This is a genomic window from Nesterenkonia muleiensis, assembly GCF_003600155.1.
Taxonomy (GTDB): Bacteria; Actinomycetota; Actinomycetes; order Actinomycetales; family Micrococcaceae; genus Nesterenkonia; species Nesterenkonia muleiensis.
The window spans coordinates 65,828-91,802 of record NZ_QWLD01000014.1; the positions used below are offsets into that span (position 1 = coordinate 65,828).

25 protein-coding genes are annotated in these 25,975 nt (G+C 65.0%); 4 read left to right on the forward strand and 21 right to left on the reverse strand.

Annotation, left to right across the window (positions count from 1 at the left end; genetic code table 11):
• Positions 1–39: 39 nt before the first annotated feature.
• From DVO78_RS04515 to DVO78_RS04530, 4 genes are all read right to left on the reverse strand, one after another.
• Entirely contained in the window at positions 40–798 is a 759-nt protein-coding gene (locus tag DVO78_RS04515) for an iron ABC transporter ATP-binding protein (protein ID WP_120003622.1), read from the reverse strand.
• On the reverse strand, positions 795–1,886 hold the full coding sequence (locus tag DVO78_RS04520) for an iron chelate uptake ABC transporter family permease subunit (protein WP_120003623.1): 1,092 nt from the start codon (positions 1,884–1,886) through the stop codon (positions 795–797). Before DVO78_RS04520 ends, DVO78_RS04515 begins: the two co-directional genes overlap by 4 nt.
• Positions 1,886–2,929, reverse strand: a complete 1,044-nt coding sequence (locus tag DVO78_RS04525; protein ID WP_120003624.1) for an ABC transporter permease — start codon at positions 2,927–2,929, stop codon at positions 1,886–1,888. Before DVO78_RS04525 ends, DVO78_RS04520 begins: the two co-directional genes overlap by 1 nt.
• Positions 2,930–3,048: 119 nt before the next feature.
• Complete coding sequence (locus DVO78_RS04530; protein ID WP_120003625.1) at positions 3,049–4,128, reverse strand: siderophore ABC transporter substrate-binding protein; 1,080 nt, start codon at positions 4,126–4,128, stop codon at positions 3,049–3,051.
• 140 nt (positions 4,129–4,268) lie between these two features.
• Between DVO78_RS04530 and DVO78_RS04535 the strand changes: the two genes are divergently transcribed.
• Positions 4,269–5,597: a class I SAM-dependent methyltransferase gene (locus DVO78_RS04535; RefSeq protein ID WP_120003626.1), complete on the forward strand. Its 1,329-nt coding sequence runs from the start codon at positions 4,269–4,271 to the stop codon at positions 5,595–5,597.
• A 9-nt stretch (positions 5,598–5,606) separates the two neighbouring features.
• On the opposite strand, the gene DVO78_RS04540 is transcribed toward DVO78_RS04535, so the two are convergent.
• Both DVO78_RS04540 and DVO78_RS04545 read right to left on the reverse strand, forming a co-directional pair.
• Entirely contained in the window at positions 5,607–6,287 is a 681-nt protein-coding gene (locus tag DVO78_RS04540; RefSeq protein WP_157983875.1) for a copper resistance CopC family protein, read from the reverse strand.
• Between the two features lie 80 nt (positions 6,288–6,367).
• Positions 6,368–7,054 (reverse strand): hypothetical protein, encoded by a 687-nt coding sequence (locus DVO78_RS04545; protein ID WP_120003628.1) that lies wholly within the window; start codon positions 7,052–7,054, stop codon positions 6,368–6,370.
• Positions 7,055–7,177: 123 nt separating this feature from the next.
• Between DVO78_RS04545 and DVO78_RS04550 the strand changes: the two genes are divergently transcribed.
• Positions 7,178–7,435: an antitoxin gene (locus DVO78_RS04550; RefSeq protein WP_120003629.1), complete on the forward strand. Its 258-nt coding sequence runs from the start codon at positions 7,178–7,180 to the stop codon at positions 7,433–7,435.
• Positions 7,436–7,440: 5 nt separating this feature from the next.
• Positions 7,441–7,887, forward strand: a complete 447-nt coding sequence (locus DVO78_RS04555; RefSeq protein ID WP_202912084.1) for a TA system VapC family ribonuclease toxin — start codon at positions 7,441–7,443, stop codon at positions 7,885–7,887.
• Positions 7,888–8,009: 122 nt separating this feature from the next.
• On the opposite strand, the gene DVO78_RS04560 is transcribed toward DVO78_RS04555, so the two are convergent.
• A complete protein-coding gene (locus DVO78_RS04560) occupies positions 8,010–9,863 on the reverse strand; it encodes a glycoside hydrolase family 3 protein (protein WP_238385146.1) in 1,854 nt (617 codons plus the stop codon).
• 249 nt (positions 9,864–10,112) lie between these two features.
• Here DVO78_RS04560 and DVO78_RS04565 point away from each other — a divergent pair, with 249 nt between their 5' ends.
• Complete coding sequence (locus tag DVO78_RS04565; protein ID WP_120003704.1) at positions 10,113–11,264, forward strand: glutamate--cysteine ligase; 1,152 nt, start codon at positions 10,113–10,115, stop codon at positions 11,262–11,264.
• 136 nt (positions 11,265–11,400) lie between these two features.
• On the opposite strand, the gene DVO78_RS04570 is transcribed toward DVO78_RS04565, so the two are convergent.
• The 14 genes from DVO78_RS04570 to DVO78_RS04635 form a co-directional block, all read right to left on the reverse strand.
• Entirely contained in the window at positions 11,401–12,645 is a 1,245-nt protein-coding gene (locus tag DVO78_RS04570) for a tRNA (adenosine(37)-N6)-threonylcarbamoyltransferase complex transferase subunit TsaD (RefSeq protein WP_120003631.1), read from the reverse strand.
• A 46-nt stretch (positions 12,646–12,691) separates the two neighbouring features.
• Positions 12,692–13,315, reverse strand: coding sequence for a ribosomal protein S18-alanine N-acetyltransferase (gene rimI, locus DVO78_RS04575; RefSeq protein ID WP_120003632.1), 624 nt, complete (start codon positions 13,313–13,315; stop codon positions 12,692–12,694).
• Positions 13,316–13,456: 141 nt separating this feature from the next.
• A complete protein-coding gene (tsaB, locus tag DVO78_RS04580; protein ID WP_120003633.1) occupies positions 13,457–14,134 on the reverse strand; it encodes a tRNA (adenosine(37)-N6)-threonylcarbamoyltransferase complex dimerization subunit type 1 TsaB in 678 nt (225 codons plus the stop codon).
• Between the two features lie 166 nt (positions 14,135–14,300).
• A complete protein-coding gene (locus DVO78_RS04585; protein WP_120003634.1) occupies positions 14,301–14,861 on the reverse strand; it encodes a hypothetical protein in 561 nt (186 codons plus the stop codon).
• 39 nt (positions 14,862–14,900) lie between these two features.
• The gene (locus DVO78_RS04590; protein WP_157983876.1) at positions 14,901–15,737 is read right to left on the reverse strand and encodes an FAD-dependent oxidoreductase; all 837 of its coding nucleotides are present in this window, start codon (positions 15,735–15,737) and stop codon (positions 14,901–14,903) included.
• A 5-nt stretch (positions 15,738–15,742) separates the two neighbouring features.
• On the reverse strand, positions 15,743–17,458 hold the full coding sequence (phnE, locus tag DVO78_RS04595; protein WP_202912085.1) for a phosphonate ABC transporter, permease protein PhnE: 1,716 nt from the start codon (positions 17,456–17,458) through the stop codon (positions 15,743–15,745).
• Positions 17,459–17,494: 36 nt separating this feature from the next.
• Complete coding sequence (gene phnC, locus DVO78_RS04600) at positions 17,495–18,361, reverse strand: phosphonate ABC transporter ATP-binding protein (RefSeq protein WP_238385147.1); 867 nt, start codon at positions 18,359–18,361, stop codon at positions 17,495–17,497.
• A 108-nt stretch (positions 18,362–18,469) separates the two neighbouring features.
• A complete protein-coding gene (locus tag DVO78_RS04605) occupies positions 18,470–19,477 on the reverse strand; it encodes a phosphate/phosphite/phosphonate ABC transporter substrate-binding protein (RefSeq protein ID WP_120003636.1) in 1,008 nt (335 codons plus the stop codon).
• A 300-nt stretch (positions 19,478–19,777) separates the two neighbouring features.
• Positions 19,778–21,013 carry an alpha-D-ribose 1-methylphosphonate 5-triphosphate diphosphatase gene (locus tag DVO78_RS04610; protein WP_120003637.1) on the reverse strand — a complete coding sequence of 412 codons (1,236 nt, stop codon included), beginning with the start codon at positions 21,011–21,013 and terminating at the stop codon, positions 19,778–19,780.
• Complete coding sequence (locus DVO78_RS04615) at positions 21,010–21,852, reverse strand: ATP-binding cassette domain-containing protein (protein WP_120003638.1); 843 nt, start codon at positions 21,850–21,852, stop codon at positions 21,010–21,012. Before DVO78_RS04615 ends, DVO78_RS04610 begins: the two co-directional genes overlap by 4 nt.
• A 15-nt stretch (positions 21,853–21,867) precedes the next feature.
• Positions 21,868–23,682, reverse strand: coding sequence for an alpha-D-ribose 1-methylphosphonate 5-phosphate C-P-lyase PhnJ (locus DVO78_RS04620; RefSeq protein ID WP_120003639.1), 1,815 nt, complete (start codon positions 23,680–23,682; stop codon positions 21,868–21,870).
• The gene (locus tag DVO78_RS04625) at positions 23,679–24,842 is read right to left on the reverse strand and encodes a carbon-phosphorus lyase complex subunit PhnI (RefSeq protein WP_120003640.1); all 1,164 of its coding nucleotides are present in this window, start codon (positions 24,840–24,842) and stop codon (positions 23,679–23,681) included. Before DVO78_RS04625 ends, DVO78_RS04620 begins: the two co-directional genes overlap by 4 nt.
• Positions 24,839–25,522 (reverse strand): phosphonate C-P lyase system protein PhnH, encoded by a 684-nt coding sequence (gene phnH, locus DVO78_RS04630; RefSeq protein WP_120003641.1) that lies wholly within the window; start codon positions 25,520–25,522, stop codon positions 24,839–24,841. Before phnH ends, DVO78_RS04625 begins: the two co-directional genes overlap by 4 nt.
• Entirely contained in the window at positions 25,519–25,965 is a 447-nt protein-coding gene (locus DVO78_RS04635) for a phosphonate C-P lyase system protein PhnG (RefSeq protein WP_120003642.1), read from the reverse strand. Before DVO78_RS04635 ends, phnH begins: the two co-directional genes overlap by 4 nt.
• Positions 25,966–25,975 lie beyond the last annotated feature (10 nt).

Sequence of the window (25,975 nt, forward strand, 5' to 3'; positions counted from 1 at the left end):
CTAGCATCAGCTTTATCTCAACAACTGAGATGACAGAGCTCAGTAGTAGACCGCGAGGGGGCCATTGGGACCCTCGATCACGTTGACGTCGGTGTTGAAGATCTCGGAGAGCACATGGTCCTGCATGATCTCCGCAGGAGTGCCGTGCTTGACCACCTGGCCGTGCTTCATCGCCAGGATCTTGTCGGAGTAGTGGGCGGCGAAGTTGATGTCGTGCAGCACGATCACGATGGTCCGGCCGAGCTCGTCGGCGGCGCGGCGCAGCTGCTGCATCATCTGCACAGCGTGCTGCATGTCCAGGTTGTTCAGCGGCTCATCCAGCAGCACGTAGTCGGTGTTCTGTGCCAGCACCATCGCCACATAGGCCCGCTGCCGTTGGCCGCCCGAGAGCTGGTCCAGATAGCGGTTCTCCAGCTCGGTGAGGTCGAGGAAGTCGATGGCCTCGGAGATGTACTTCTCGTCCCCGATGGTCAGCCGGCCGCGCGAGTGCGGGAACCGGCCGAAGCCGACCAGCTGGCGGACCGTCAGCCGGGTGACGAAGTGGTTCTCCTGGCGCAGCACCGACAGGATCTTGGCGATGGACTTCGACGGGGTGTTGACGATGTCGTGCCCTGCCACCTCGATGGTGCCCTGGTCGATGTCCAGCAGCCGGCCGATCATGGTGAGGATGGTGGACTTGCCCGCGCCGTTGGGCCCCACCAGCGCGGTCACTCCCCCGGATTCGATCTCGGTGGTGACAGCACCGATCTTGACCTTGTCTGAGTAGTCCTTGGTGACGTCGGTCAGGGTGATGCTCATAGTCGCCCCTTCCTCATCAGAACGATCAGGAAGACGAGCCCGCCGATGAGCTCGACGATGATGGTCACTGCCCCGCCGGCGTCCCAGATGTGGCGCAGCATGAAGTAGCTGCCGGCCAGAATGGTGTACCCGAAGAGGACCGCCATGGGGAAGAGCATCCGGTGGGAGTAGGTGTCGGAGAACTGGTAGGCGAGGATCGCGGCAAGGAATCCGAGGAACATCATGGGGCCCACCAGGGCGGTGGCGGTGGCCACCAGCACAGAGACCAGGGCCATGATGATGATCAGCTCCCGTCGGTACGCCACGCCCAGGTTCTGCGCAGTGGTGCGGCCCAGGGCGATGACGTTGAGCGTGTTGGCGCGGAGCCACAGCAGGGCCACCACGACCAGCACGATCGGGATGGCGTAGGGCAGGTAGTCGGCGCGAGCGTTGGAGATATTGCCGAAGAGCCGTGCCTGCAGCACGTCGAACTCGCTGGGGGTGAGCATGCGCTGCATGAAATTCGACAGCGACCCCAGCACCCCGCCGATGACGACGCCGACCAGCAGCATGATGTGGATATTGGAGAACCGGCCACTCAGCAGCCAGGTGTAGAGGATGGTGGCCAGGACCACCATGGCCGCCATCTGCATGAGGAAGGGGCCGACGCCGACCAGCGCGGTGGCGCTTCCGACGCCGAGCAGGAACACCGCAGTGGTCTGGATGGCGGTGTACAGGCTGCCGAAGCCCATGATGCCGGGGGTCAGGATGCGGTTGTTGACCGCGGTCTGGAAGGCGACCGTCGCCACGGCGTGGCACACGGCGACCACCGCGATGGTGATCAGGGAGTCCCGGCGCATTGCCACGATGAGCCACCAGGGCCGGGTGCCGGTTTCACCCGGGTTGTCCCAGGTCATGATGCCGAAGGTGACCCCGACGGCGAGGAGGCCCAGGGCCGTCATGATGAGGATATACCGGCGCATGTGACGCCGGTCAGTGATGGGCCCGGAGCGGCGGTCTGCCTGGGCGGGGCCGGCGGCGGAGGCACCTGGGGACCGGGGTTCCGGGGGCGGCGAGTCCGGGAAGTCCCGCTCGGCGGTTTTGAACATCATGTCACCAGCCCCCCTTTCTTCCGCTGGCGCAGCAGCAGGCCCAGGAAGACCGCACCTCCCACCAGGCCCAGCACCATGCCGACCGGGATCTCGAAGGGCGCGATGATGAGCCGGCCGATGAGGTCGCAGATCGTCACGGTGCAGATGCCCACCAACACCACCCAGGGCAGGTTGGTGCGCAGGTCGTCGCCGCGGAACAGCGATACGATATTCGGCACCACCAGCCCCAGGAACGGCAGCACGCCCACCACGGTGGCGGTCACGCCGGTGGCCACTGCGACCATGGCGGTTCCCATGAACAGCACCAGGGCGTAGTTGAGGCCCACATTGGTGGCCATGTCCTTGCCGAGCCCGGCCACGGTGAACTGGTCGGCGGTGATGAAGACCAGCACGGTGACGATCAGCACGATCCACAGCAGCTCGTAGCGGCCCTGGATGACTCCGGTGAAGGAGCCCTGGAACCAGATGCTCAGGGTTTGCAGACGGTCGGTGACCAGCGCCAGATAGGTGCTGAAGGAGCTCACAACAGCCCCGAGCATAATGCCGATGATGGGCACGATGAGGCTGGACTTCAGCGAGACCCGGCGCAGGAAGAGGAAGAAGACCATCGTGCCGATGAAGGACATGACGACGGCGCCCATCATTCTCTCGAAGAGGGTGGCATAGGGGAAGAGCCACATCACCAGGATCAGGCCGAGACCGGCCCATTCGGTGGTGCCCATCGTGGAGGGCTCCACGAACCGGTTCTGGGTCAGCAGCTGCATGATGACCCCGCACATGGCCATGGCGGCTCCGGCGAGGATGAGCGCGACGGTGCGCGGCACCCGGGTGATGCCGAACATCCAGAAGTTCTCCCAGTCCTCGCCGCCGAAGACGTCGAACTGGCCGACCAGCAGGGAGGCGACCACCAGAGCGAGCGTGATGAGGATCGCAACCAGGAATGCCGGGGTCCAGAGCCGGCGGTGACGACGGGTCCGAGGGTCCTCCACGAGGATGTCGCGGCTGGTCTGCGAGACGTCCTGCCGCAGGGTGGTGGTCATGGGAACCTCAGAACGTGGATGGACAAGGAGTGCGTGACTTAATGCGGTTTTGCAATGCTATGGGAGATGGACAAAGAGACCAAGTCTCAATGTCCACCTCCCATCAGCACAGCGGCCAGCTACTCAGCTGCCTCCAACTGGTCGGCGAAGTTGTTGAGGAACTCGGTGTAGGCCTGAATATCCTCCGTGAGGTACATGTGCTGCGGCATGTAGACAATCTGCTCATTCTCGATCGCCGCGGTCTGCTGCAGAGCTGGGGAGTCAGCGATGAGCTCCTCCGCAGCGGTGTACTCCGGGTCCTCGGGGTTCATACCGTCGCGGTCCAGCACGATGATCCATTCGGGGTCGGAGTCGGCGATGGCCTCCACGGAGATGTCGTCACCCTCGTGGTCGCCGGACTCGTCCTCGACCTCCAGGGCAGGCACCAGGTCGAACTCCTGGAAGATCTCGGCGATGGCGCGGCCCTCGGTGGGCCCGGCGTAGTTGATGTCGCCGCCGGAGGTGATGAGGCCCATGACGGTGTCCTCGCCGTTGTATGCCTCAGACACCCGGTCGATGGCTTCGTCAAGGTCGGCGATGAGATCCTCGGCCTCAGCCTCGGCGCCGAAGATCAGTCCAATGCTCTCGACCTGTTCACGCAGTCCGTCAAAGAAAGTCTCGGGGTCGGAGACGGCCTCGTTCCACTCGAGGATGATGCCATCCTCAGGCATCAGACCGGCCATTTCGTCGTAGTACTGAGAGTAGCGCTGGCCGGTGATGACCAGATCGGGCTCTGCAGCGGCGAAGACCTCGAAGTTCGGCTCCTGGTGGTTGCCGGTGTCGAGGATACCCTCGTCCTCGGCATAGGTCTCGTGGATGTGGGGGCGCATCAGGCCGCGCGAGGCCACGCTGAGCTCCACACCGAGATCCTCCAGAACACGGAAGGTGCGGTTGTCGAAGGCGCCCACCGAGTCGATCGCCTCGGGGTCGATCTCGTGGGTGCCGTGGTCGTCCTCGACGGTGATGGTGCCGGCCTCGGAGTCTTCGGCGTCGCCGTTCTCCTCCTCGCTGGTCTCGGCCTCGCCGTTGTCTGCGTCGTCCTCAGCCTCATCGCCGTTGTCGCCGCATGCCGTCAGTGCCAGGGCGGCAATCGCGCCCACGGAGAGGAGCTTGAATAGCGGGCTCCCCTCGCCTTCGGGTGCCGTGATGGAGAGAGTCATGAAGGGGTACCTTCCTCGTTTGTTTTCTACTTAGCCTGTCCTAAGCTGACCAGAAGCTTACGCGGGACTGAATGGGGTTAGCAAATACCTCATGCCCACGTTTCAGAATATGAGGTGCTGGCGCCCGCTACCCTGGTTCCATGGCTTCCCCCGATGCGCTCAAGCCCGTGCTCACTCCGCGGGGCTGGGAGCTGCTGAACTCACTTCCGGAGTATGATTCGGCCAGCTCGGCTGCGCTCAATGCTCAGCTGCGGAAGGAGGGCTGGGATCCAGCGACCGTGGCTGCGGCGCTGACCCAGTCGCGACTGCGCCGTGATGCGCAGGCGAAGTTCGGAGAGTTCGCCTCCCGGATGCTGCTCACTCCTGAGGGACTGCAGCAGTCCACCCGGCTGGCTGTGGCCGCTCGGCATGCGCGGCGTTTCCGGCAGGCCCGGCTGGAGCATGTGGCAGACCTGGGCTGCGGACTGGGTGCGGATGCTCTCGCTTTGGCTTCGCTGGGAATGCGCGTCACCGCGGTGGACGCCGATGAGACCACGGCCGCTGCGGCCCATATCAACCTGCACCCGTTCCCAGAAGCGCAGGTCGTCCATTCCACTGCGCAAGAATGGGCTGAAGAATATCTTGCCCCAGATTCACACATCGTCTCGGCGCATTCAGCCGAGAGCCGCTTCAAGGATGCGGGGTTAGGTCTATGGTTGGATCCGGCCCGGCGCAACCAACGCTCTCGGCTATGGGACCCGGAGGAGTTCAGCCCACCACTGAGCTTTGTGACCGAACTGGCGTCCACCGGCATCCCCCTGGGGGTCAAACTGGGGCCGGGCATCCCGCATGAACTGGTCCCCACCGACTGCGAGGCCGAATGGGTCAGCATGGATGGGGAGCTGGTGGAGGTGGTCCTATGGTTCAACGCTCTGACCCGGCGCAACGCCGACGGCGCCCCAGTCCGCCGGGCAGCAACGGTGCTGAGAACCGGCGTCTCTGCTCCCGGCTCCACCCCCGCCTCAGCGGAACTGGCCACCCCCTCAGACTTCGGGGATGGGGCCCGGCTGACGGCCTCAGGTCCAGACGGCCTGTCTGGAATCCTCTGGGAGCCTGATCCGGCGGTGATCCGGGCCGGGCTGGTGGCCGAGCTGTGCGAACAGCTCGGCGGGCGGCTGCTCGATGAGCGCATCGCGTATTTCTGCACTGATAGTCCCGGCAGCGGGGGGACCCCGCTGGCGCGGGGATACCGGATTCTGGAGGTGATGGGGTTCTCCGCCAAGCGGCTCAAGCAGTGGTGTGCGGAACACGAGATCACCAGCGTCGAGATCAAGAAGCGCGGCGTCGATGTGGTGCCGGAGCAGCTGCGCAAGCAGATCTTGCCGAAGAGGCCCAAGGGACAGCCCAAAGCCGCGGGCCATCACGCGACGGTGATCATCACACGTCTGGGCGATGACCGGCTGGCAGCAGTGGTCCAGCCCCTGGGCTGATCCTCAGCGTCAGTCCGTCCCGGGGGCTCGGCTGCGCCGGCGCAGTGCATAGCCGGCCGCCACAGCTAACCCGATAACGGCCAGGGCAAGGGCCCCCCAGCTGAGGATTCCACCCCATGGGGCTGACTCCTCAGCGTTGTCGCCGTCCGTCTCCACCAGCTCGGCGTCAGTCGCCTGATCATCTGCAGCAGGGGTGTCCAGTGGCTCGGCATCAGTGGGCTCAGCAGTCGACTCCGTCTCCTCGGTCTCAGCGAGCTGGGCGTCGTCGTCCTCTTCAGCCGCCGGCACATCAACCTCGAAGCCGAAGCTGCTCTCTTCGCTGTGGCCGTCGGAATAGACCACCCGGTAGTGAACCTCATACTCGCCATTGGGAAGTGGTTCGGGGAGATCGGTGCTCATTCTGGATCCGTCCACCTCGGCCGGATCCTCAGAGGCCCAGTTCTGCTCCTCCGAGTCAAGCACCAAAATGTCGTTGGTGATTCCATCACCTGTGGTCAGACCGGAACCGGAGAACTCCAGGACGACCTGATCCGGCAGTTCGGCCAGCACCTCCTCAGCCTCTGGAGTCGAGGCGATCAGCGTGTCATGAGCGGAGACGGGGGCTGCAGTGAGCGCCCCCAGGGTCAGTGCTGCGCATCCGGCGAGGGCGCCGAGACGCAGGCGCGCAGGGGCAATGGTGTGTGTAGGCATCGTCAAGTCTTTCTGTCTTGTGAAGTGTGAGAGCGGCAAGTGCCTTCGAAGGCAATGCCGCAGCATCTGGATGGTGCTGTTTACGTCACAAGAGCGGGCGGACCACGAAGGCTCCGCGGTCCGGAGCCGAGCCAGGCGTCGTCCTCGTTCTCCGGGTGCCGGACGGAAAAGGCGATGCGCCGCGGTGCAGAGTGCGGAGCCGGCTGGCGCTCCAGGAGGATCAGCACCGGTGTGATCACCAGCCGCTTTGCGATGGCGTGCAGCAGGACCTCACCACGCCGCAGCAGAAGATAGGCCAATGCCGCGGCCATCAGGTGGGTGGCCAGCATCGACGAACCGGTCTGAGCGGCGATGCCCGGAACCGAACTGTGCACGGCCTCCCCCACCGCCGGGGACACAGCGAGCTCATTGCTGGCCCCGGTGCCGCCAAACGGCAGCAGCGCCGCCTCGACGTGGTGGGTGTGAGAGTCGGCAACCAGCCCCGAACTTCCGGCCGAGGAGGCAGGAAAGAGCGCGAAGAGAATGTGAAGGGCCGCCTGGCTGCTGAGCACTGCCGCCACCAATCGGGCACGGCTGAGCGTGACCCCGGAGAGCTGGACGCAGAGGGGCACGCTGACCGTGACTGCCAGCAGAATCACCACCGCATGGGGAGCCTGATGGCCCGCCGCAACGTGCGCCAGCACCGCTGCGCCCACTGCCACCATGGCGGCAAGGGCCCCACGGATCAGCTTGGCGGAACCGGTGATCCGGCGCTGTTCAGGAGCCACACCATGGATTCTACAACGCGTAGAAATGACCCGCTGGTCCCCCTCGCGTTTTCAGCGAAGAGCACACTGGCTCTGATACGTCTGACATCAAGTCATCAATTTTAATGATGCTATGATGCAACCATGCGGACGACTATCACTCTTACTCCTGAGGCTGAGTCTTCGATCAGGCGCCTCATGCAGGAGCGCAACCTGAGCTTCAAGGACGCGGTCAACATCGCGATCATTCAGGGCTCGAGTGTTCCACGTGACGGGATCAAACGACCTGTCACTCGCACCGCAAGAATGGGGAGGCCCTTGGTCTCCCTGGAGAAGGCACTGCAGCTGTCCGGAGAGCTCGAGGACGAAGCCATTCTCGACAAGATGAAGCTGAACAAATGATCTTGGTGGACGCAAACGTTCTGCTCTACGCGGTGGACGAGGACGCTGAGCATCACGATGAATCCCGAGACTGGCTTGATCCTGCCCTCTATGGAGGCCGAACAGTGCTCCTGCCCTGGGTCTCCTTGATCGCTTTTCTGCGCATCTCCACCCACCCGCGCATCTTTGAGAGCCCACTGCCAGTCTCCGATGCCCTGGCAAACGTCTCAGAGTGGCTGAACAGCCCCGCATCTTCAGTCCCCGGCGTCGGAGCCGAGGTGCTCCCCGCTCTCACTCAATTCCTGAATGAGGCCGGAACGGGAGGCAACCTGACCAATGATGCACACCTGGCCTCCATCGCTCTCACCCACCAGGCCACAGTCGCAACCTTCGACTCAGATTTCGGACGGTTCACGGGCGTCCGCTGGGCCCGCCCAAGGGAGTTCCGGGATGGTGCTCCGCGAGAGGCTTGAAGGCCTCTGGATGTTCTTCCGAGTGGAACGAGGCAGAGGATCCCGAGCGATCTTCAGGAACTCACCGAGGAGCTCGAAGAAGAGCTGAAAGACCAGGAGAGCGACGGTCAGCTCAAGAGGTCTCAGCAGGCAGAGTGACCGACCGGGTAGCTGCCCACCTCCACCGGCAGCGCACCGGATGCCTCAGCGCCGGTAAGAACCTCGATGAGCGCCTCGAACTGCTCAGGGGAGCGGCCGTAGAGGGCGATCTTGGCATCAGCAGCGGAGTCGGCGAGCGCCTCGGGCCGGTCCAGGGACACCACCACATCGCCCGAGCCAGGCGTGCTCCCGCCCAGGAGGGTCACCACCGGACCGTTGCCCACCTGCAGACCCGCCTCCTGCGCGGCGGCGGCCAGGCGGTCCCGGTCCTGCTGGGTGCCGCCCTGGATCTGCAGCGACCCGTCGATCAGCTCGGTCTGACACTGCCCCTCCACCACCGTGATCGAAGCAGCGGCCACCTGCTCGGCGACTGTGGCGGCGTCGACATCGGTGAGGCCGCTGTCACCAGAGTCTCCAGTGCCCTCCCACAAGGCGCCGTCGTACTCGGAATCCGCAGGGCCGTAGTTCATCCGTTCGGCAAGATCTTCGGGCACTGGTACTCCAGGACCTGCGGCCAGCAGCCCTGCGGCCAGATCCTGCTGCCACAGCACCAGGGCGACGACGCGCTCCGCGGCCTCCTCCAGCCGGGACTCCTCCAGTTCGCCGGTCTCCACCGCGGCGATGATCGCACTGTGCGCGCTGGGGGCCGAATGTGGCATGAGAATCAGATCAGCCCCGGCGGAGAGGGCCTCGACCACCGCCTGGTCACCGCCGAAGCGGTGGGCGATGGCTGCCATGTTCATCGCGTCGGTGACGATCACCCCGTCATGGCCCATCTCACGCAGCTCGGCGTAGGCAGCCTCCGACAACGAGGAGGGGACACCGTCCTCCAACGCCGGAACCTCGATATGCCCCATCATCACCATCGGGGCGCCTGCCTCGATCACCTCCGCGAACGGCAGCCAGTCACGGTCCCGAAGCTCACTGAGGCTCTGTGGCTGCACAGGCAGCGTGTCATGAGAATCGTCGGTGACCGACCCATGCCCGGGGAAGTGCTTCGCCGATCCGGCCACCCCGGCCACGGCCAGCCCGCGCAGCCCCTGCAGAGCCAGCGCGCTGACACTGTCCGGCTCAGCGCCGAAGCTGCGTGATCCGATCGTGGGGTCCGCCGCCCCGATGGTCACATCGGCGTTGGGAGCAAAGGCCATGGTGAAGCCGAGGTCAGCAAGGTCTTCGCCCATATGCCGGTGGGCCTGGCCGGCGCTCCAGAGCCCGCCGCCGGAGTGCTGCCCCGCCCCTGACTCGTGGACTGCGCCGTGGGCCATCGGTGTGGGCCATTCGGTCAGCGGCGCGCCGACGCGGGTCACCAGGCCGCCCTCCTGGTCCACGGAGACGATCGGCGGCACCGCACGGCCGGTTTCCTCCTCGTCGTCGGCGGAACCTGCCGCGGAGACGGTCTCGATCTGTTCGGCCAGCGCCTCGGTGTTCACGGAGTCAGAGCCGCCGGGAATATTGTGCCCCATCAGGATCACCCCGGCCAAGTGAAGCTCCTCGATCATCCCGGCGGCAGAGTCCGCGTCCGTGCCTGAGTACTCACCGATGAGCACCTGGCCTGCCCGCTGGGACAGTGTCATATCCGCCACCAGCTCAGCGGCCTGATCCCGGTGCTGGTCACCGGGTCCGGCCAAAGCATCCTCCTGCTCATCGATCGCATCGCGCACGTCCTGCTCCCTCTGGGCGCGCTCCTGCTCGGCGATCTCCTCCTCAGTCGGCTCCGTGCTCTCAGAACCGGGGGCATCAGTGCCGGGGGCGCCGGCGCCGTCGTTCCCGGTGCAGGAGGTCACCATCACGATGCCCGTGAGGGCGGCAGCAATCAGGAGGCGCGGAAATCGAGACATCCCCACAAGGGTACGGTCTACTGCTGGTTTTCGAGCTGCTTTCGACGCCGCTGGTCCAAAGCGGTGCACACCACCAGAGCCGCGGAGTCATATGGTCAAAGCGCTTCGGTACCTTTGGCATGGTCTTCCTCCTTCACCCTTGCCAGTGAAACACACTGTCTGCATCGAGCAGATCAGCAGGATCCACCCAGTTGCCTGCCGATAGGGTTGGCTGAACATTCCAGTTCCGCCGATGATGAGGAGATGCTGATGGGACTTCCATTCGCCGAGTCGAAGCGCTCGACCCTGGGCATCGAGTGGGAGCTGGCTCTGGTGGACCGGCAGACCGGCGACCTGCGCAGTGTGGCCGAGCGAATCCTGGAGGCCAGCCGGGCCGAGCATCCTGAGCTCTCCGGCGACGACGAGCACCCCTATGTGAAGCAGGAGCTGCTGCTGAACACCATCGAGCTGATCACTGATGTCTGCGGCAGCGTCGACGAGGGTGTTGGCCAGCTGCGCGAGACCGCCCTGAACGTCATGCGGCACTGCGAACCGCTGGATGTGGACCTCTACTGCCAGGGCAGCCACCCGTTCGCCCCGCCGACCAAGCAGCCGGTCACCGACAAGGAGCGCTATGCCGAACTGATCCGCCGCACCCAGTGGTGGGGCCGGCAGATGGTGATCTACGGGGTGCACGTCCATGTGGGGCTAGACGATGTGCGCCAGGCCATGCCTGTGGTGGACGGACTGCTCAACTACTATCCGCACTTCCAGGCGCTCTCGGCGTCGTCGCCGTTCTGGGGCGGCGAGTACACCGGCTACGCCTCCCAGCGCGCCCTGATGTTCCAGCAGCTGCCCACCGCGGGGCTGCCCTTCCAGTTCGACGACTGGGCCGGGTTCGAGGGCTGCGTGGCCGATATGCAGCACACCGGGGTGATCGACGATGTCACCGAAGTGCGCTGGGACATCCGTGCCGTTCCGCGGCTGGGCACGGTGGAGATGCGCGTCTGCGACGGCCTGGCCACCCTGGAGGAGATCGCCGGGATCGCCGCCCTGACCCAGTGCCTGGTCCATTCCATCGTGGAGAGTATTGAGGCGGGCAGCACGGTGCCGACGATGCCTCCCTGGCATATCCAGGAGAACAAGTGGCGCGCCGCCAGGTACGGGCTGGAGGCCATCATCATCCTCAACGCCGAGGGGGACGAGGAGCTGGTCACCGACCACCTGGAACGCGAGCTGGACCGGCTCGAGCCGGTGGCCGAGCGGTTGGGCTGCGCCGATGAGCTGCGGCTGGTGGAGCGGATGATGCAGGACGGCGCGGGCTACCAGCGCCAGCAGCGGGTGGCCGAAGCCCACGACGGCGATCTCCGCCAGGTGGTGCTGGACTCAGCCGCCCGGACCCGCACCTCCATCAACGGATAGCCGGCGCTGCCTGCTCCGGGCCTGTGAAGCCCACCAGCGTGTGCGGTGGCCTCGTGTGACGACATGTAGGGCTCGGATCAGCGAAGTATGTGGTCGCAGGGGGTCACCGAACGGCAACGGCAATGGACTCTGCTCGTCAGAGGCTGATGCGGTGCACCGGCAGGCTGGAGTCGGCAGGGATCGCCAACGACGACGCCCGCGCCCCTGATGCCACCAGCTGCGCTCCCAGCGCGGCCACCATGGCCCCGTTGTCGGTGCACAGCGGGATCGGCGGGACGGTGAGCTCGATCCCGGCGGCGGCACAACGCTCGGCGAGCAGTCCGCGCAACCGCGAGTTGGCCGCCACTCCCCCGCCGAGCAGCAGAGTGTTCAGCCCGTGTTCCTGACAGGCGCGCACCGCTTTTGAGGTCAGCACATCCACCACAGCCTCCTGGAAGCTGGCGGCTATGTCTGCCACCGGCACCTCCAACCCGGCGAGCTGGAACTGTTCCACCGCGCGGGCCACCGCGGTCTTCAGCCCGGAGAAGGACCAGTTGTGCCGGTGCTTGCCGGGGTTTTCGGCGGTGCCTTCAAACTTGGGTCTGGTGAGGCCGCGGGGAAAGGCGAAAGCCGTGGGGTCGCCTTCGCCGGCGGCAGCGTCGATCTTGGGGCCGCCGGGGTAGCCCAGGCCGAGCAGCCGGGCGGTCTTGTCATAGGCCTCCCCGGCGGCGTCGTCGATCGTAGCGCCCAGCAGCTCGACATCATCGGTCAGCGAGCCGACCCGCAGAATCTCGGTGTGCCCCCCGGAGACCAGCAGCGCACCTATTGAGGGCGATGCTTGCGAGCGCCTGCGGCTTTCGCCAGTCTCCACCGGCTCGGAGCATCTGGTGCCGGCACCGGTCTTCGCTCGGCTCCATTGCCCAGGGAGGGCCGGGGAGGCAGTCGATGCTGTCGAGCCTGAGACGGCGGTGCCACCACTTTCTTCAGGTCCCGGCGCCCCGGGGTCGCCGCCGCCCAGGAGCCCCACCGCCACATGGGCGACCAGGTGGTTGATCCCGTAGAGGGGTTTGCCGGTGGCCAGCGCCAGGCCCTTCGCCGAGGAGAGGCCGACCATCAGCGCCCCGGCCAGACCGGGACCTGCGGTGACCGCGATGGCATCGACCTCCTGCAGCTGCACCCCGGCAGTGGCCAACGCTTTGCGCAGCGTCGGGGTGAAGGCCTCCAGGTGGGCGCGGGCGGCGATCTCCGGGATCACCCCGCCGAAACGGACGTGCTCCTCCATGGAGGAGGCCACTTCATTGGCCAGCAGCCGGGTGCCGCGCACAATGCCGACCCCGGTTTCGTCACAGGAGGTCTCGATGCCCAGCACAAGCGGCTCAGCCGCAGCAGCGGTGGCGTTCATCGGGGGCCTCCCCGGAGGATCGGCGGTGGGTTCTCTGCACTTGTGCTCATGATCCGCCCCCAAGTGCAGATTTCGCGTCGGCGATCGGGGTGATGGGGCCATCTGGCACCGGGTTCCGCAGGTCTGCCGCAGAGGAGCGCCCGCGCTGCTTGAGCCGTTTGCGCATGATCAGGGCGTCGCCGCCGTCGGGATAGTACTGCCGCCGCTGGCGAATGGTCTCGAAGCCGTTGCGCCGGTAGAGCCGCTGAGCTCCGGGGTTGTCCGCCCGAACCTCCAGCAGCAGGTCCTCAGCCCCACGGTGCCGCGACTCCTCCTCGATGAGTGCCAGCAGCCGGCTGCCCAGACCCTGGCCCTGGGCCTCCGGGGCCACCGCCAGGGTCTGCACATCGGCCAGCGGCAGCACGCACATCATCCCGGCGTAGGCAATAATGCGCGGGACCGGGCCCGATTGAGGCGAGCGAAGAGTCGAGCGTGCTCGATCTGTTCCGAGGGGATTGAAGGTCGGCAGAGGCGACGTCTCTGCCACCCAGTACTTCCTGGTGGCACGGTGCGGCTCGAGGTTCGGCTCCGCCTGGGCGAGCTCGTCGAAGAAGAACCGCTCAGGCCAGGCGTCGTGCGGGAACAGTGTCTGCTCCAGCGCCAGCACCTCGGGCACATCGGCGCCAGTCATCTGCCGCACCGCAACCCCAGGTGAGGGCCAGGTGTTAGCCACAGTCGACCGCCGATCCCCGTGGGTGCGGCTGTTTCTGGCTTATGAGGCCAGAATCCGCCCGGTTCATCAAGAAACAACCGCACTCGATTCTCTGCAGACTCATGAGGCTGCCCCCTTGAGCATCTGCTGAGGAACCTTGGCGTCTGAGCCCCGCAGGTAGAGCGGCAGCGGCGGGCAGAGCACCCCGGTGAGCTCTCCGGTGACCGCCCCGTGGGCCAGCCGGCCCAGCTCAGCGGCATCGGGCAGCCACGCAGCGGCATCGGGCAGCAGCTCCGGAACGCTCAGATCTTGAGGGTAGAGCTGCACCCCTGATCCCACAGCCGGTAAGGCCGGAAGCTCGGCGGCAGGTCCCACGAAAGGCCCCTCAATGAGCCGGGAACCGACGTCGTCGCTCTCATAGCGCGCCCAGTAGACCTCACGACGCCGGGCATCAGTAGTCACCAGGAACTCGCCTGCGATTCCGGCATCGGTGGCACGCAGCGCCAGTGAGTCCAGGCTGCAGACACCATAGAGCGGCTTGTCCCAGGCTTCGGCGAGCGCATGGGCCAGGGCCAGTCCCACTCGTAAGCCGGTGAAGGGGCCCGGCCCCGCCCCGACGACGACGCCGCCGAGCTCCTCCCCGGTCACACTCGCCTCAGAGATCAGCTGATGAACGGCCGGGGCCAGGACTTCGGCGTGGGAGGTGGTCTGCTCAGTCTGCCAACTGCTCAGAGGCTCACCGTCGCCGGTCAGCGCGGCCGAGGCCCCGGCGGATGAGTCGATGGAGAGCAGCAGCACCTGTCTATGGTATCGGCGCTAGGGCGTGCCTGGCATATCCACGCCGCAATGAATGGATGCCATGACCTCAGGGGCCCAGACGGTGCCGCACCCAGTTGAGCGAGCCAAGAGTCGCGGCGCATGTGCCCGAGCAGACGAACAGAGAAGGGGATGGGCCAGAGGTGCCTCAAGGCGTCACGGCGTAGCGCAGGGCTGGTCCGGGAACTCCGAGCAGGAGCTCCCTGAGGTCCTCAAGCGGACGTGCTGGTGCCACCAGCTCCTGCCACGGGTAGAGGTCGAGTGTTCCGGCCAAAAAGTCCAGAGCCTCCACCAGGTGCCGAGGTTCATCATTGTGCGAGCCCTGGATCTGCAGGTCTCGACGCGCGATCTGCTCGGGGTCCACCGCTATCCGTCCGTCCGGGGCCCCTGATCCGGCGATAACCGCTGTGCCGAGAACATCGAGGGCTCCCAGGCCATCATGCAGTGCGCTGGATTTCCCGGAGAGTTCCAGCAGCACGTCACAGGCACCGATACCTGTGGTCACGGTGACTACGACGACGCCGTCAGATGCGGTCTCCAGGAGAAACTGATCCGGTGCCGTGGCGTAGATTCCCTGCCATCGCTCAACGACGTCCACGTCCCCGGTGCCGAAGAGCTTCGCGGCCGCGTCAAGAAGCAGGCCGAAGAGCGCCTCGGATTGGAAGGGTGCCAGGGCCTCGTCTCGGTAGTGGGTATCGCCCAGCAGCACCGTCGGCTCGGTCTCGGACCCGCTGCCGCCCTCGAAGAGCTAGGTGCACATCAGGTTCACATCCCAGGTCGCCATTGGTGGGTCCTGCGCGTGCAACCGTTGACGAAGGGCCTCTGTGGCAGGCAGTACGGCTGTTGCGGAATAGCGCAGCAGCGACCATCCGGTCAGCGTGGGCACCACAGGCGCGAGGGTGTGGCCTCCGCGGCGGATTCGCACCCGGAGCATGTCCAAGCCGCAGCGGCGAACTGCGCGCTGCTCAGCCAGCTCCGGACAGAGCCGGTCGATGTCTTGATTGACGGCGAACACCGTCCTGACCGCCGGGATGTCCCCTCTGCTGGTGTGCAGCAGGCCGGATTCTGCACCCAGCGCTGTAGTCCGGTAGCGGAAGTCCACACCCTGAGCCGCCAGCGAGTAACGGATCCTAGGGGCGGCGATGCGTGGACTCACCTGGCAGTCTTCCCGCAGCCAGACTCCGCCCAGTGCCCCGCATGTTCCGGTGCGCCCAGCGACGTCCTCGGCACCCAACGGGACGATCGCGGCGTCGTCATCATGGGCCGCCGCTAATTCCCGCAGCACGGAGAGTTCGTCCTCTGCACGTGCGACGACAACCGCGCCGTCAGTCCGCAGGTCCAGCCCCGCCTGGGCGTCCAGTTGCCTCCAACGGGCCCGGGAGCGTTGGGCTAGCTGGCGGGCGAATCCGGACTGGAGAGTGAATCCTAGATGGCCGAAGTTTCGGATGCTGGCTCCGCGGGGTTCGGCCGCGGCGTCGATGACCACCACGCGCAGACCACACTCCACCGCTGCCGCCGCAGCGCCTAGCCCGACGATTCCGGCGCCCACTACGGTGAGGTCATAGGGCGCCCCTGAACCTGCCACTGCCGCTACCGGATCACGTTTCGGATGTAGACGGCGATCGCTTCCAGCACGATCACGATGAGCAGGACGCTGAGGATCAGGAAGCTGAGCACGTCGTAGGCCAACTGGGCTTGGGTCTGCATCAGCCAGTAGCCGATGCCGCCGGCGCCGACGATGCCCAGCAGGGTAGAGTTTCTGACGTTGTTGTCCACCTGGTACATGATGTGAGCAACCATCGCCGGGGCGACCTGCCGCAGAGTAGAACCGAAGAAAACCTGAATCCGGGTTGCGCCCCCGGCTCGCAGGGCGTTCTGCACCCGGACGTCGGTCTCCTCGATGGAGTCAGCGAAGAGCTTGGAGAACAGACCGGTAGTGCCGAAGGCCAGCGCCAGAACGCCCGGTACGGGTCCGAAGCCGAGAATGACCAGCAGCACGATGGCCAGGATCAGTTCCGGGATCGCGCGGTTGACGACGATGAAAATGCGGAAGCACAATGCCACAGTGGGCGTAGGCGCCACATTCCGCGCGGCCATCGCACCTACCGGTAGGGCCAGCACGAGCCCCAGTAGTGTGGCCGCCAAGCCCATCTGCACCGTTTCGATCAGCGCGGGAAGCCAGTAGTCGACAAACCTGCCTTGGGTCCCGGGAATGAACTCTGAGATGGTAGGTATGAACCGTTCAACTCCGCGAGGAATCTGCTCCCAGCGGATGTTGGAAGCGATCAATGAAGCCACCAGCAGCACCACCAGGATTCCGATGCCGCCGAACCGCATCCAGCGTGCACCGGTCCAGGGAGGACTGACTCGTACGGCACCGGAGCGGGTGCGCACCGGCTCGTGGGTGGCCCAGCCGCTGCGGTCGGCCGCCTTGATCAGGCCGAGGAAACTGCGATCCCCACTGCTGGGACTCATAATGGCCGCACGGATGCCCATGGAGATCAGCTCGACCACGATGCAGAGCATCAGCACCCACAGCGCCAAGGCCATACCGCGCTGCCACTGCATGGTCTCCAGGGCTCCGGAGAGGTAGTAGCCGATACCAGGAACACCGACGTAGCCCAGGATCACCGAAGTACGCAGGTTGATGTCATAGCGGTGCAGGCCGGTGGCGATCATCTGGGGTATCAGTTGTGGGATCACCGTGGAGAGGATCCACTGCCAGCGTCCGCCGCCGGCGGCTTCGACGGCCTCCGAGGGACCCCGGTCGAGTTCCTCGATCGCGTCGGCGTACAGCTTGCCGATCATGCCGATGGAGCTGATGCCCATCGCCAGGATGCCGGTCAGCGCGCCGAGCCCGAAGAGCCGGAAAAGAATGATGGCGAAGACGAGGTCTGGGACTGCGCGGCAGAAGATGATCACCAAACGCGAGACGGTCCAGGAGAACCTGCCGCTGGTGGTGCTGGCCGCCGCCATGATGGCGATCGGCGTTGAGACGAAGACCGAGAAGCCGGTGGCAAGGAAGACAATGCCCAGCGTCTCGGCCGTCATGGCCAGCAACTCGCTGAGCGGCGGCCAGTTCAGCGGAAACGCCCGCTCTATGAAACGGGCTGCATTGTCGAAGTGTCCGAAGACGTTGGCCGGAGTGACCTCTAGCTCCCAGAGTGACCATGCACCGCCGCCAAGGAGCATGATCATGATGCCCCAGACGGCGACGACATGTGGGTTCGGCACCGGCCGCTTAGGGACAGGAGGCAGCACAGAGGTACGCGGCGGCTGGGCAGGACGTTCCATTGTCGCGGTCATGGCGTATTCCCCTCAGAAGAAATCCGGACTCGCAGCTCAGGACTGGTGTACAGCAGCCAGCTCAGACGTCTCTTGGGCGAGCTCCGTCTCGGAGACCACGGCAACGGCTTCATAGATCTCGTGGGCCTCCTTCAGGCTCAGCGAATGGGACTCGCGATCCATGACCAGCTCGCCCCCTCGCAGGCCAATGATTCGGTCAGAGAATTCCAGCGCCAGTTCCACCTGATGCAGGGAGCAGACCACAGTAAGGTTGTCCTCCTTGGCGATATTGCCGATCAGAGTCATGACTGTGGCCGAGGAAACGGGATCCAATGCTGCCACCGGCTCATCGGCCAGCAGCACTCGAGGCTCCTGGATCAGTGCCCGGGCGATAGCGACCCGCTGCATCTGACCTCCGGAGAGCGCATCAGCGCGTTGGAATGCCTTATCGGCCAGACCCACCCGTGCCAGCTGCTCCATCGCCTGCTCCTTGACCGCACGGGGGTAGCTGAACAACCCCAGCCGGGGTCCGCCCAGCGAGCCCAGTTTTCCGGTGCAGACGTTCTCCAGCACCGACATGGATTCCACCAAATGGAAGTGCTGGAAGATCATGCCGACGTTGCGGCGGAGCTTGCGCAGCCGTCCTGCACCTGCGGTGTGAACGTCGGTGCCAAGAGTGATGACCTCACCGCTGGTGGGTTTGTGCAGCCCGTTGATCTGCCGCAGCAGTGTCGATTTTCCCGAACCGGAGAGGCCCAGCAGAACATTGATCTTCTGCGGCGCAAAGTCAATGTTGATGCCATTGAGCGCAGTCACGCCACCGAAGCGTTTGGTGACGTTGCGCAACTGGATGGAACGCTCCTCGGGCGCGCTGAAAGCAACGCCCTTTGCGGCCATGCCGTGTGTGGTCATGTACTGTGCCATATTTGTGGTCTCTCTGTAGATGCTTCCAAAGTGGCGGGATTGATGGCGTCCGCACCCCGCCTGAACTCCACACGGGGTGCGGACAACAACATGTCACGGGAATACGGATCAGTCCGGGTCGCAGGCCTCGGCCTCAGTGATGTCGCAGACAGCACGAATGCCGTCGAAGACATCGTCGGTGGCTTCGATGTAACCCCACTGGGCGCCGCCGGGGATCAGGGCCGAACAGTCATTGGCCTCGTCATCGCCTGGCTCCGGGTTGTCGCAGTGGCCCGCCTCGGCCAAAACATCGGTGTTGAAGTCCTCAAGCATGATCTCCTGCATGGCCGCGACCATGGTCTCCGGAAGGTCACCGCTGGCAGCGAAGGGAGCAGACGGAATATCCTCAGACTCCCAAATGACCTTCATGCCGTCGGTCTCGTCGCTCAGCTGCACATCGAACATAGTGTCGTAGACGAAGCCGACGTCACAGTCATCGTTGATGACCGAGCGCACCGAGGAGTCGTGACCGCCTGACCACACCGGCTCATAGTCACCGGCATCCTCATCCAGGCCGGCCTCCATCATGCCTGCCAGCGGGTACAGCCGCCCGGAGGTGGAGACCTCGTCCACGAAACAGACGCGCTGACCCTCCAAATCCTCGATTCCGTTGAGATCAGCACGATCGTCCATCGTGACCAGGTAGGAGACGTAGGAGGCGGGCTCTTCAGGGCCGTCGATGGCAACTGCTACGGGCACAGCTCCGGCAGTGTCAGCGGCCAGTACGTAGGAGAACGGACCGAAGTTCGCGATGTCGGCCTGCCCTGCGCCCAGAGCTTCGATCACGGCAGAATAGGAGGTCACCTGGGTGTCGTTGATCGACACGTCCAGCTCCTCTTCGAATCTCTCCAGAAGCGGCCCGTACTCCTCGACCAAAGAAATGGAGTCCTCGGACGGGATGGAGATGAACTCCAGCGTGTCGGGCCAGTCTTCGTTGCCACCGGCGTCCGCCGCTTCGACGGTACCGTTCTCGTCGTTGCCGCTGCCACCGTCTCCACCATTATCGTCGTCGCCACAGGCGGAGAGCATCAGCGCAAGTGCTGCGATCGCCGCAGGGAATGTAGGTTTACGTGCCATTTTGGGGTGCTTAGTCCTTCACATCAGAGGTTGATCACAAGCGAGTACTCCGGGCGTTGGCTGAGGCTCTGGGCACATGCCAGCCGCGACCTCCTCAAGACTGCTCGGTGAAGGTTGACCCTGGGGTACAGGTGGAATAAAACCAGGCGAAACACAAGTGAACTGTGGACAAACTCAGCTGATGTTTCCCTCCTCAGTCGAACATGACGAGTAACATCCGTCACACTGCCCAGAGGTGTGGGCCGCTCCAGACGCGCCCCCGCCGAAAGAAGTGATGTCAAGACAGCGATCCGAAGCTCATCACGATGCGAGGAATGTGGCGGCCACACGGGGCCATGCGCCGATCCGGTCGTCAATAAGGGCGAAGTCCGCACGCATTCCTTCGTTCAGAGCCCCACGGTCCGCCAGTCCCGCCACACGAGCCGGACCAGAGCTGACCAGCCCGATCGCCTCCGGCAGTGGGATGATCCCGAGCTGTGCGAGAAGAACGGAGGCGGCCAGCAGACTGCTGGGCAAGTAGTCCGAAGCCAGAGCGTCCACTAGGCCCTCTCGTGCAAGTTCACGTGCCGAGATATTCCCAGAGTGTGAACCCCCGCGCAGCACGTTCGGAGCGCCAGCCACAATAGTCATTCCCGCCTCCCGGGCAGAGCTCGCGGCCTCCAGAGTGGTGGGGAACTCTGCGACTGTCCCACCGCGTCCCTGCAGCGCGAGAATCTCTTCGGCAGAGTCCGGATCATGGCCGAGGAGCCGGATCCGGCCGGCGGAAGCCTCAGAGGCAAGCCAGGACATATTGGCCTCACGAACGCCCCATTTCTCCGCTCGCTCGGCAATCAACCTCTCCACCTGGACCGTGGCCTCCTTATGCGTCAGTCCGTCTCCATCGATCAATGCCCGGCGCATCACCTCAGGGTCGGCGTACTGTCCCTGCCCCGGGGTGTGGTCCTCATAGGAGACCAACTGGACCGTCGCGTCAGCGCCGAGCTGCTCCAAACGGCGGCTCAGCGCCTGTGCTCCTTGTTCGGAGAAGACATCCAGCCGATGCAGCACCCGGTGATCCACCCGGTAGGAATCCGTGGCGTCCACTGTGTGACAGGTCTGCACTGCCCTCCCAGTGCTGCGCATAATGCCGCGGGCAGTCTGGTGCTGAAAGGCAGCTCCGTGGAACATGGTGGTAATCCCTGCCGAGGCGATACGACCCTCATAGGAGGCTATGGCGAATTCGACAGGGACTTCGGCATTGGCGCGCGGGCTGCGCTCCTTCTCCAGGGCGTCGCTGTGCACGTCGATGAACCCAGGCGTCAGCAGCAGATCACAACCGTCGAGATCCGCCGCGGTATCGACGAGACTCTCGACAACGCCGGCGATCCGCCCCTCACGCACCACGACGGTGGCATTGTCGAGGATGCGGTCCGGCATCACCGCCCGCACACCACGGATGGCATAGTCAGCAGGTGGCGCACCCAGCGGCCAACCGACAAGTTGCTCCGAGACCTGTGGCCTGCCCGGTGACTGAGCTTCGGTGACCGGGACAGTCATGCTGCTGCCTCCTCCAGTGCCGCGTGATGTTTCTCCAGCACAGCGCCGGGAGTTCCCTCGTCCACGATACGTCCCTTCGCCATGACGAGGACCCGGCTGGCCACGCGCCGGATGATACGCATATCGTGGTAGACGGCCAGCACACTCACTCCCTGGGAGGCGAGCCGCTCGATCATCACCAGGGCCTTCTCTCGGTTATACGGGTCCAGCGCTGAGACTGGCTCGTCCAGCAGCAGCAGCCGGGGTGGACTGACGATGCCGGCCGCCAGGTTCACCCGCTGGCGCTCACCCCCGGAGAGCACAGAGCAGTCCACGCCCCAGAGCTCCTCCTCGAGCCCCAGCCCGGTGAGCGCCTCACCCACGGCCTGCTCCGCCGTCGTTCCCTCGAGACCGCGGCGTCGGGCGGAGGTGAGCACATGCTGCCTCGGTGAGTTCCGTGGACCAGCACTGAGGAATTGGGAGACATAGCCGATCTCGCGACCGCGCAGCCGGGCCATGGAACGATCGTCGAGGGCAGTGAGCTCGATCGTCGCGCCGCCGGGAACACTCTCAGGCGCGAAGGCAGGCACCGCCGCAGCCGGCCGAGAGCGTGGCGGGGTCTCCCCGCCCGCGGGACCAGCACTGTGGAGCAGGACCTGACCCGCATCCGGCAGATAGTTGCGGATCAGGCAGCGCAGCAGGCTGGACTTGCCGGCGCCGGAGGAACCGGCGATCGCCACATGCTCACCCTCCTCCAGGTGTAGTGAGACCCCGTGCAGAGAGTCAATCACCTGCCCGCCCAGCCCATGGAGGGTAAAGCTCTTGCGCAGATCGACCACCGTCAGAATCGGTAACGTCATGGTGAATGTTCCTCCCTAGCTCCTTGCTGCAGCGACCAGTCGCTGGGTGTAGGCCTGGTGCGGGTCGGCGAAGAGCTGGTCGGTCAACCCGGTTTCGACGACCTGGCCCCTGTGCATGACCATGGCCCGATCGGTCAGTGCGCGGACCACCGAGAAGTCATGACTGACCACGACGACGGCGATGTTCCGCTCCGCCAGCAGCTCACGCAGCAGATCCAGCACTCCGGCGGCGACAGAGGCGTCCAGCCCGGTGGTGGGTTCATCCAACAGCAGCACTTTAGGATCGGTGGCCAGAGCCTTGGCGATCTGTACCCGCTGGCGCATACCTCCGGAGAACTGCCCTACGACATCGTCCATGCGGTCCAATGGCACCTCGACTCGCTCCAGCAGGGCCGCAGCACGGCTGCGGATCTCGTGATACTTCCGCCAGCCGGCTGCGGTCAGCCGTTCGGCGATATTGCCGCCTGCGGAGATCCCCATGTCCAGGCCGTGTGACGGGTCCTGATAGACCACCGCGAGTGTGCCGATACGCAGCCTTCGCCGGGCCGAAAGATCCAGGTCGAACACGTTGCGTCGTCCGTCCTCGAGTCCGGCCAGCCGGACCTCTCCTGCACTGGCAGTCTCATCGCCGATGATGCAGCGCATCACCGTGGACTTCCCGGAACCGGATTCACCGATGATGCCCAGCGCCTCAGACGGTGCGACGTCGAAGCTGACGTCGGCGGCGGCCACCACCTCGCTGGAGCCCCAGCTTCCGGGATAGACCTTGGTCAGCCCGCTAACCTTGAGCGACCACTCCTGGCGGGTGCCGTCAGGTCCCAGTGCAGTCTGGGCTTGGGCGCCCCCCACAGTGAGCGCCTGCCGGTCGGGGTCGCTGACACCGATGGTCCGTAGGCTCTGTCTCCGGGCGGCGTCCGGGTAGTACTGTTGAGGCGCCAGGGCGGCGTGCTCTACAGCATCGACATCTCTGTGCCTGACCCGAGAACACCATTCAACGTCGCTGCACAGGAAGTTTCCGCCCTGGACGGGCACCAGATAGGTGTCCTCCGATCCGCAGAGTTCGCAACGACTTCCGGGGGTGTGCTCCACTTCGAAGGGAACGTCGTCGAAGACCACAGGTGCCACCGGAGTGTGTGGCGGAACCGCGTAGATCTTCTTGTCCCGGCCGTGGCAGAGAATAGTCAGGTGCTCACTGTGGTTCAGTCGCGGGATGTCCCAACGCGGAATCGGACTGGGTGCCATGAGGTAGCGGTGGTTGACCATCACCGGATAGCTGGCTCCAGTGGTGATCATGCCACCGACGGCGAGCTCCTCGTACATGGCGACCCAGATCCGGGAGTAATCGGCCTCAGCATGCATCCGCTGACATTCGAGCACGGACTTCTCCACTTTGCGCAGCGGCTCGGAGACAGGGACCTGCAGCACCAGGGTCTGTCCCACGCGCATACGGTCCTCGGGGATGCGGTGGCGGGACTGAACGATAGTGGCTTCTCGGGTGTCTCCAGTGCCCGCGCAGCCCAGGGCACCGCGGATGAGCCGGCGCAGATTGACGGCGTTGACGCCCTCCTCGTCTCCCTGGTCGATGACTTTGACCGTATCGTCCTCTCCCCCGACGGCGAGGGTCACCTGCAGCCCACCCGAGCCCCAGCCGCGGGCAACCGGCATTTCACGAGAGCCGAAAGGCACTTGGTGGCCAGGGATGGCGACAGCGGCGAGGCTGGCCCTGCGCACCTCGCGCTTGCCCTGTTCATCCATCACGGTGGGGCGCGGAGAATTCTGCCGAGCCCCGGCGTCGTGGTCGAGCTTGTCGAGTATTGCTGCGGTGCTCATTCGGCATAATCCTCTCGAGTGTCGTCCTCGGTGCTCACAGGGGGAACAGCGACGGCCTGGGCGGCTTCAGCGCGCTCCATCATCGACCGGAAGGTCACGTAGTGCGGCATCTTGAGATGTTCGAGGAATCCGTTGGCTGCCAATCCGTCCAAGGTGAGCATGATGGACTGCTCCATCTCATCACCCAGCGCCGTGCCGCGAATGCGGTGAGCCGCTGAGTCCAGGGCCGCCATCGAGATGGCTTTGCGCTCATTGTGGCCCAGCGCCAGCCCATAACCGGCGGTGAACTTCCCAGGGTCTTCACCACGGTCGTTGAGGTGGTCGATGGCCTCGCATTCGGTCATCCTGACCTGCCCAATGACCAGTGCTTCCCCGGTGTGCGGGTGCCGGACAGACAGATCAACCTCACCGTGCCGAACTTCCCCGACGGTCACCGTCTCATCGGTGTAACCGTCTGGGCCGGTGATTGAGCGGTACCACATGCCCACCAGGGCACCGGTCTCGGCAAGCGCCATGGCTGAGAGCAGCGCTGAGCGGGAGGCCGGCAGCCGAACCGGCTGCAGAGCCAGGTCATAGGGCTCGGGATCCTCAAGACCCGAAGCGTCGACTCCCGACTCCGAGTGAGGGCTCAGCAGATTGTTCTCTGCCAGATACCGGGTGAAACGCTGAGGTGTGCGGTCCGGGTGCTCCGCTGAGGTCCGGGCCTCTGCGGAGGCCATCGCCGCCAGCAGTTCATCATTGGGCGGAAGCGGGTCAGGTTCACCGGATCTGCGCAACAGCCGGGGTGAATAGTCGACTGTGGAGCCCAGCAGCTGAGGACCGTCCGGACTGCGATGTGCCGAGCAGATGCGACGGTCCAGCACTATGGCGTCCGGCTCAATGGGCTCACTGAAAGCGAACCGTGTGAGTGTGGACCGGTGGGCGCGCAGCAGATGAACGGCCTCAGCACTGTCCCCGGCAGCCTGAAGGAACGCCACGGCTGCGGTCTCCTCGTCCCAGAGGCCAGCCTCCCCCATGACTCGGTCGACGGCCTCTGGTAATGCCCCGAGGACTGCTTCGACACTCAGCGTCCTCTGGTGGACGGTGCGTTGTTCTGCGCGAAGAGCCTCCGCTGCCACGATGGCCTCCGTTCCGCCACGGTTTCCTCCTGCGTAGCTCATGAGCAGACCTCCAGCCCGGTGGTGCGCGGAATAGCGATGAACCGCCCGTCGCCGTTGACCAGCAGTAGATCGATCCCCCGCGGGAAGTCCGCTATTGCCGCCTGACGTGCTATGAAGAATTCGGCACTGACCCCTGAGAGGTGGATCTCCGCTGACCCGTCGATGCCTGGGCCTGTCATGCGCAACCCCACGGCCTGGTCGCTGTGACCACAGGTCAAGCCTCTGCCGATGCCTCGCACCTGCTGCACGAGCAGCGCGCCCAGATGTGGTTCCCGGGCCGTTCCACGGTGTAGCGACATCAGGTCCTCGGGTGCGATTTCGGTCAGTGCCAGGATGAGGCGGGCCAGATGGACGGAGACCACAGGCGCCCCGGTGACCACAGCCAGTTCGGTGACAGTCTTTCCGGCCTCATCGTCTGCGGCAGCCAGCGTGCTCATCAGATCTGCAAGGACCCACAGTGGCGCCGCAGCAGACGGGCGCTCTCCCAGCGCGAGGGTGTCAGGGAGACTCCCGATGTTTCCCGGCCTGGCGGTGGCTTGCAGAACAGCCCGGTAGATCCGCTGAGCCTGGGCGGGCGTTGCCGGGGACAGCGGAGCAGAGGGCCTCTGGCCCGGGGTGATGTCCTGCTGCTCCTTCTGGTGGCAGACCGCGGGGGCAGGGGCGAGAGTGCTCTGACTCATGACCTCTCCAACACCTCTTCGAATTCGACGATGGTCGGGACAAGGCTGCGCCACTGCTGCGCGCGCTTCTGCTCCCGGGCTCTGAGGGTTTTGGCCGCCAGATCCTGGACCTGGCCTCTGTGCGGTCCGTTGCGGAAGTACTCTGCCTCGCAGACAGCGCTGGCCATTGCGGCATGCCTATCCGATCCCATACGCATCGACCATCCGCGCACGCCCGCGATCTCGACCTCCGCCTGGACGGTTTGGACATCGGCGAGAATGAACCGTTTCTGTGCCAGCGGCTCGCGAATCTGGGCGACGACGATGCCGGTCTCTGGTGGCTTGACCACGTGGACTACCACGCCATCTGACTCTGCACCCGCCACAATCCGGTCGGCCACCTCAATGACGGCCTGCGACTCAGCCAGCGCGAGGCCTTCGGCGATGTTCTCTCCATGAGTCATGAGGCTATGA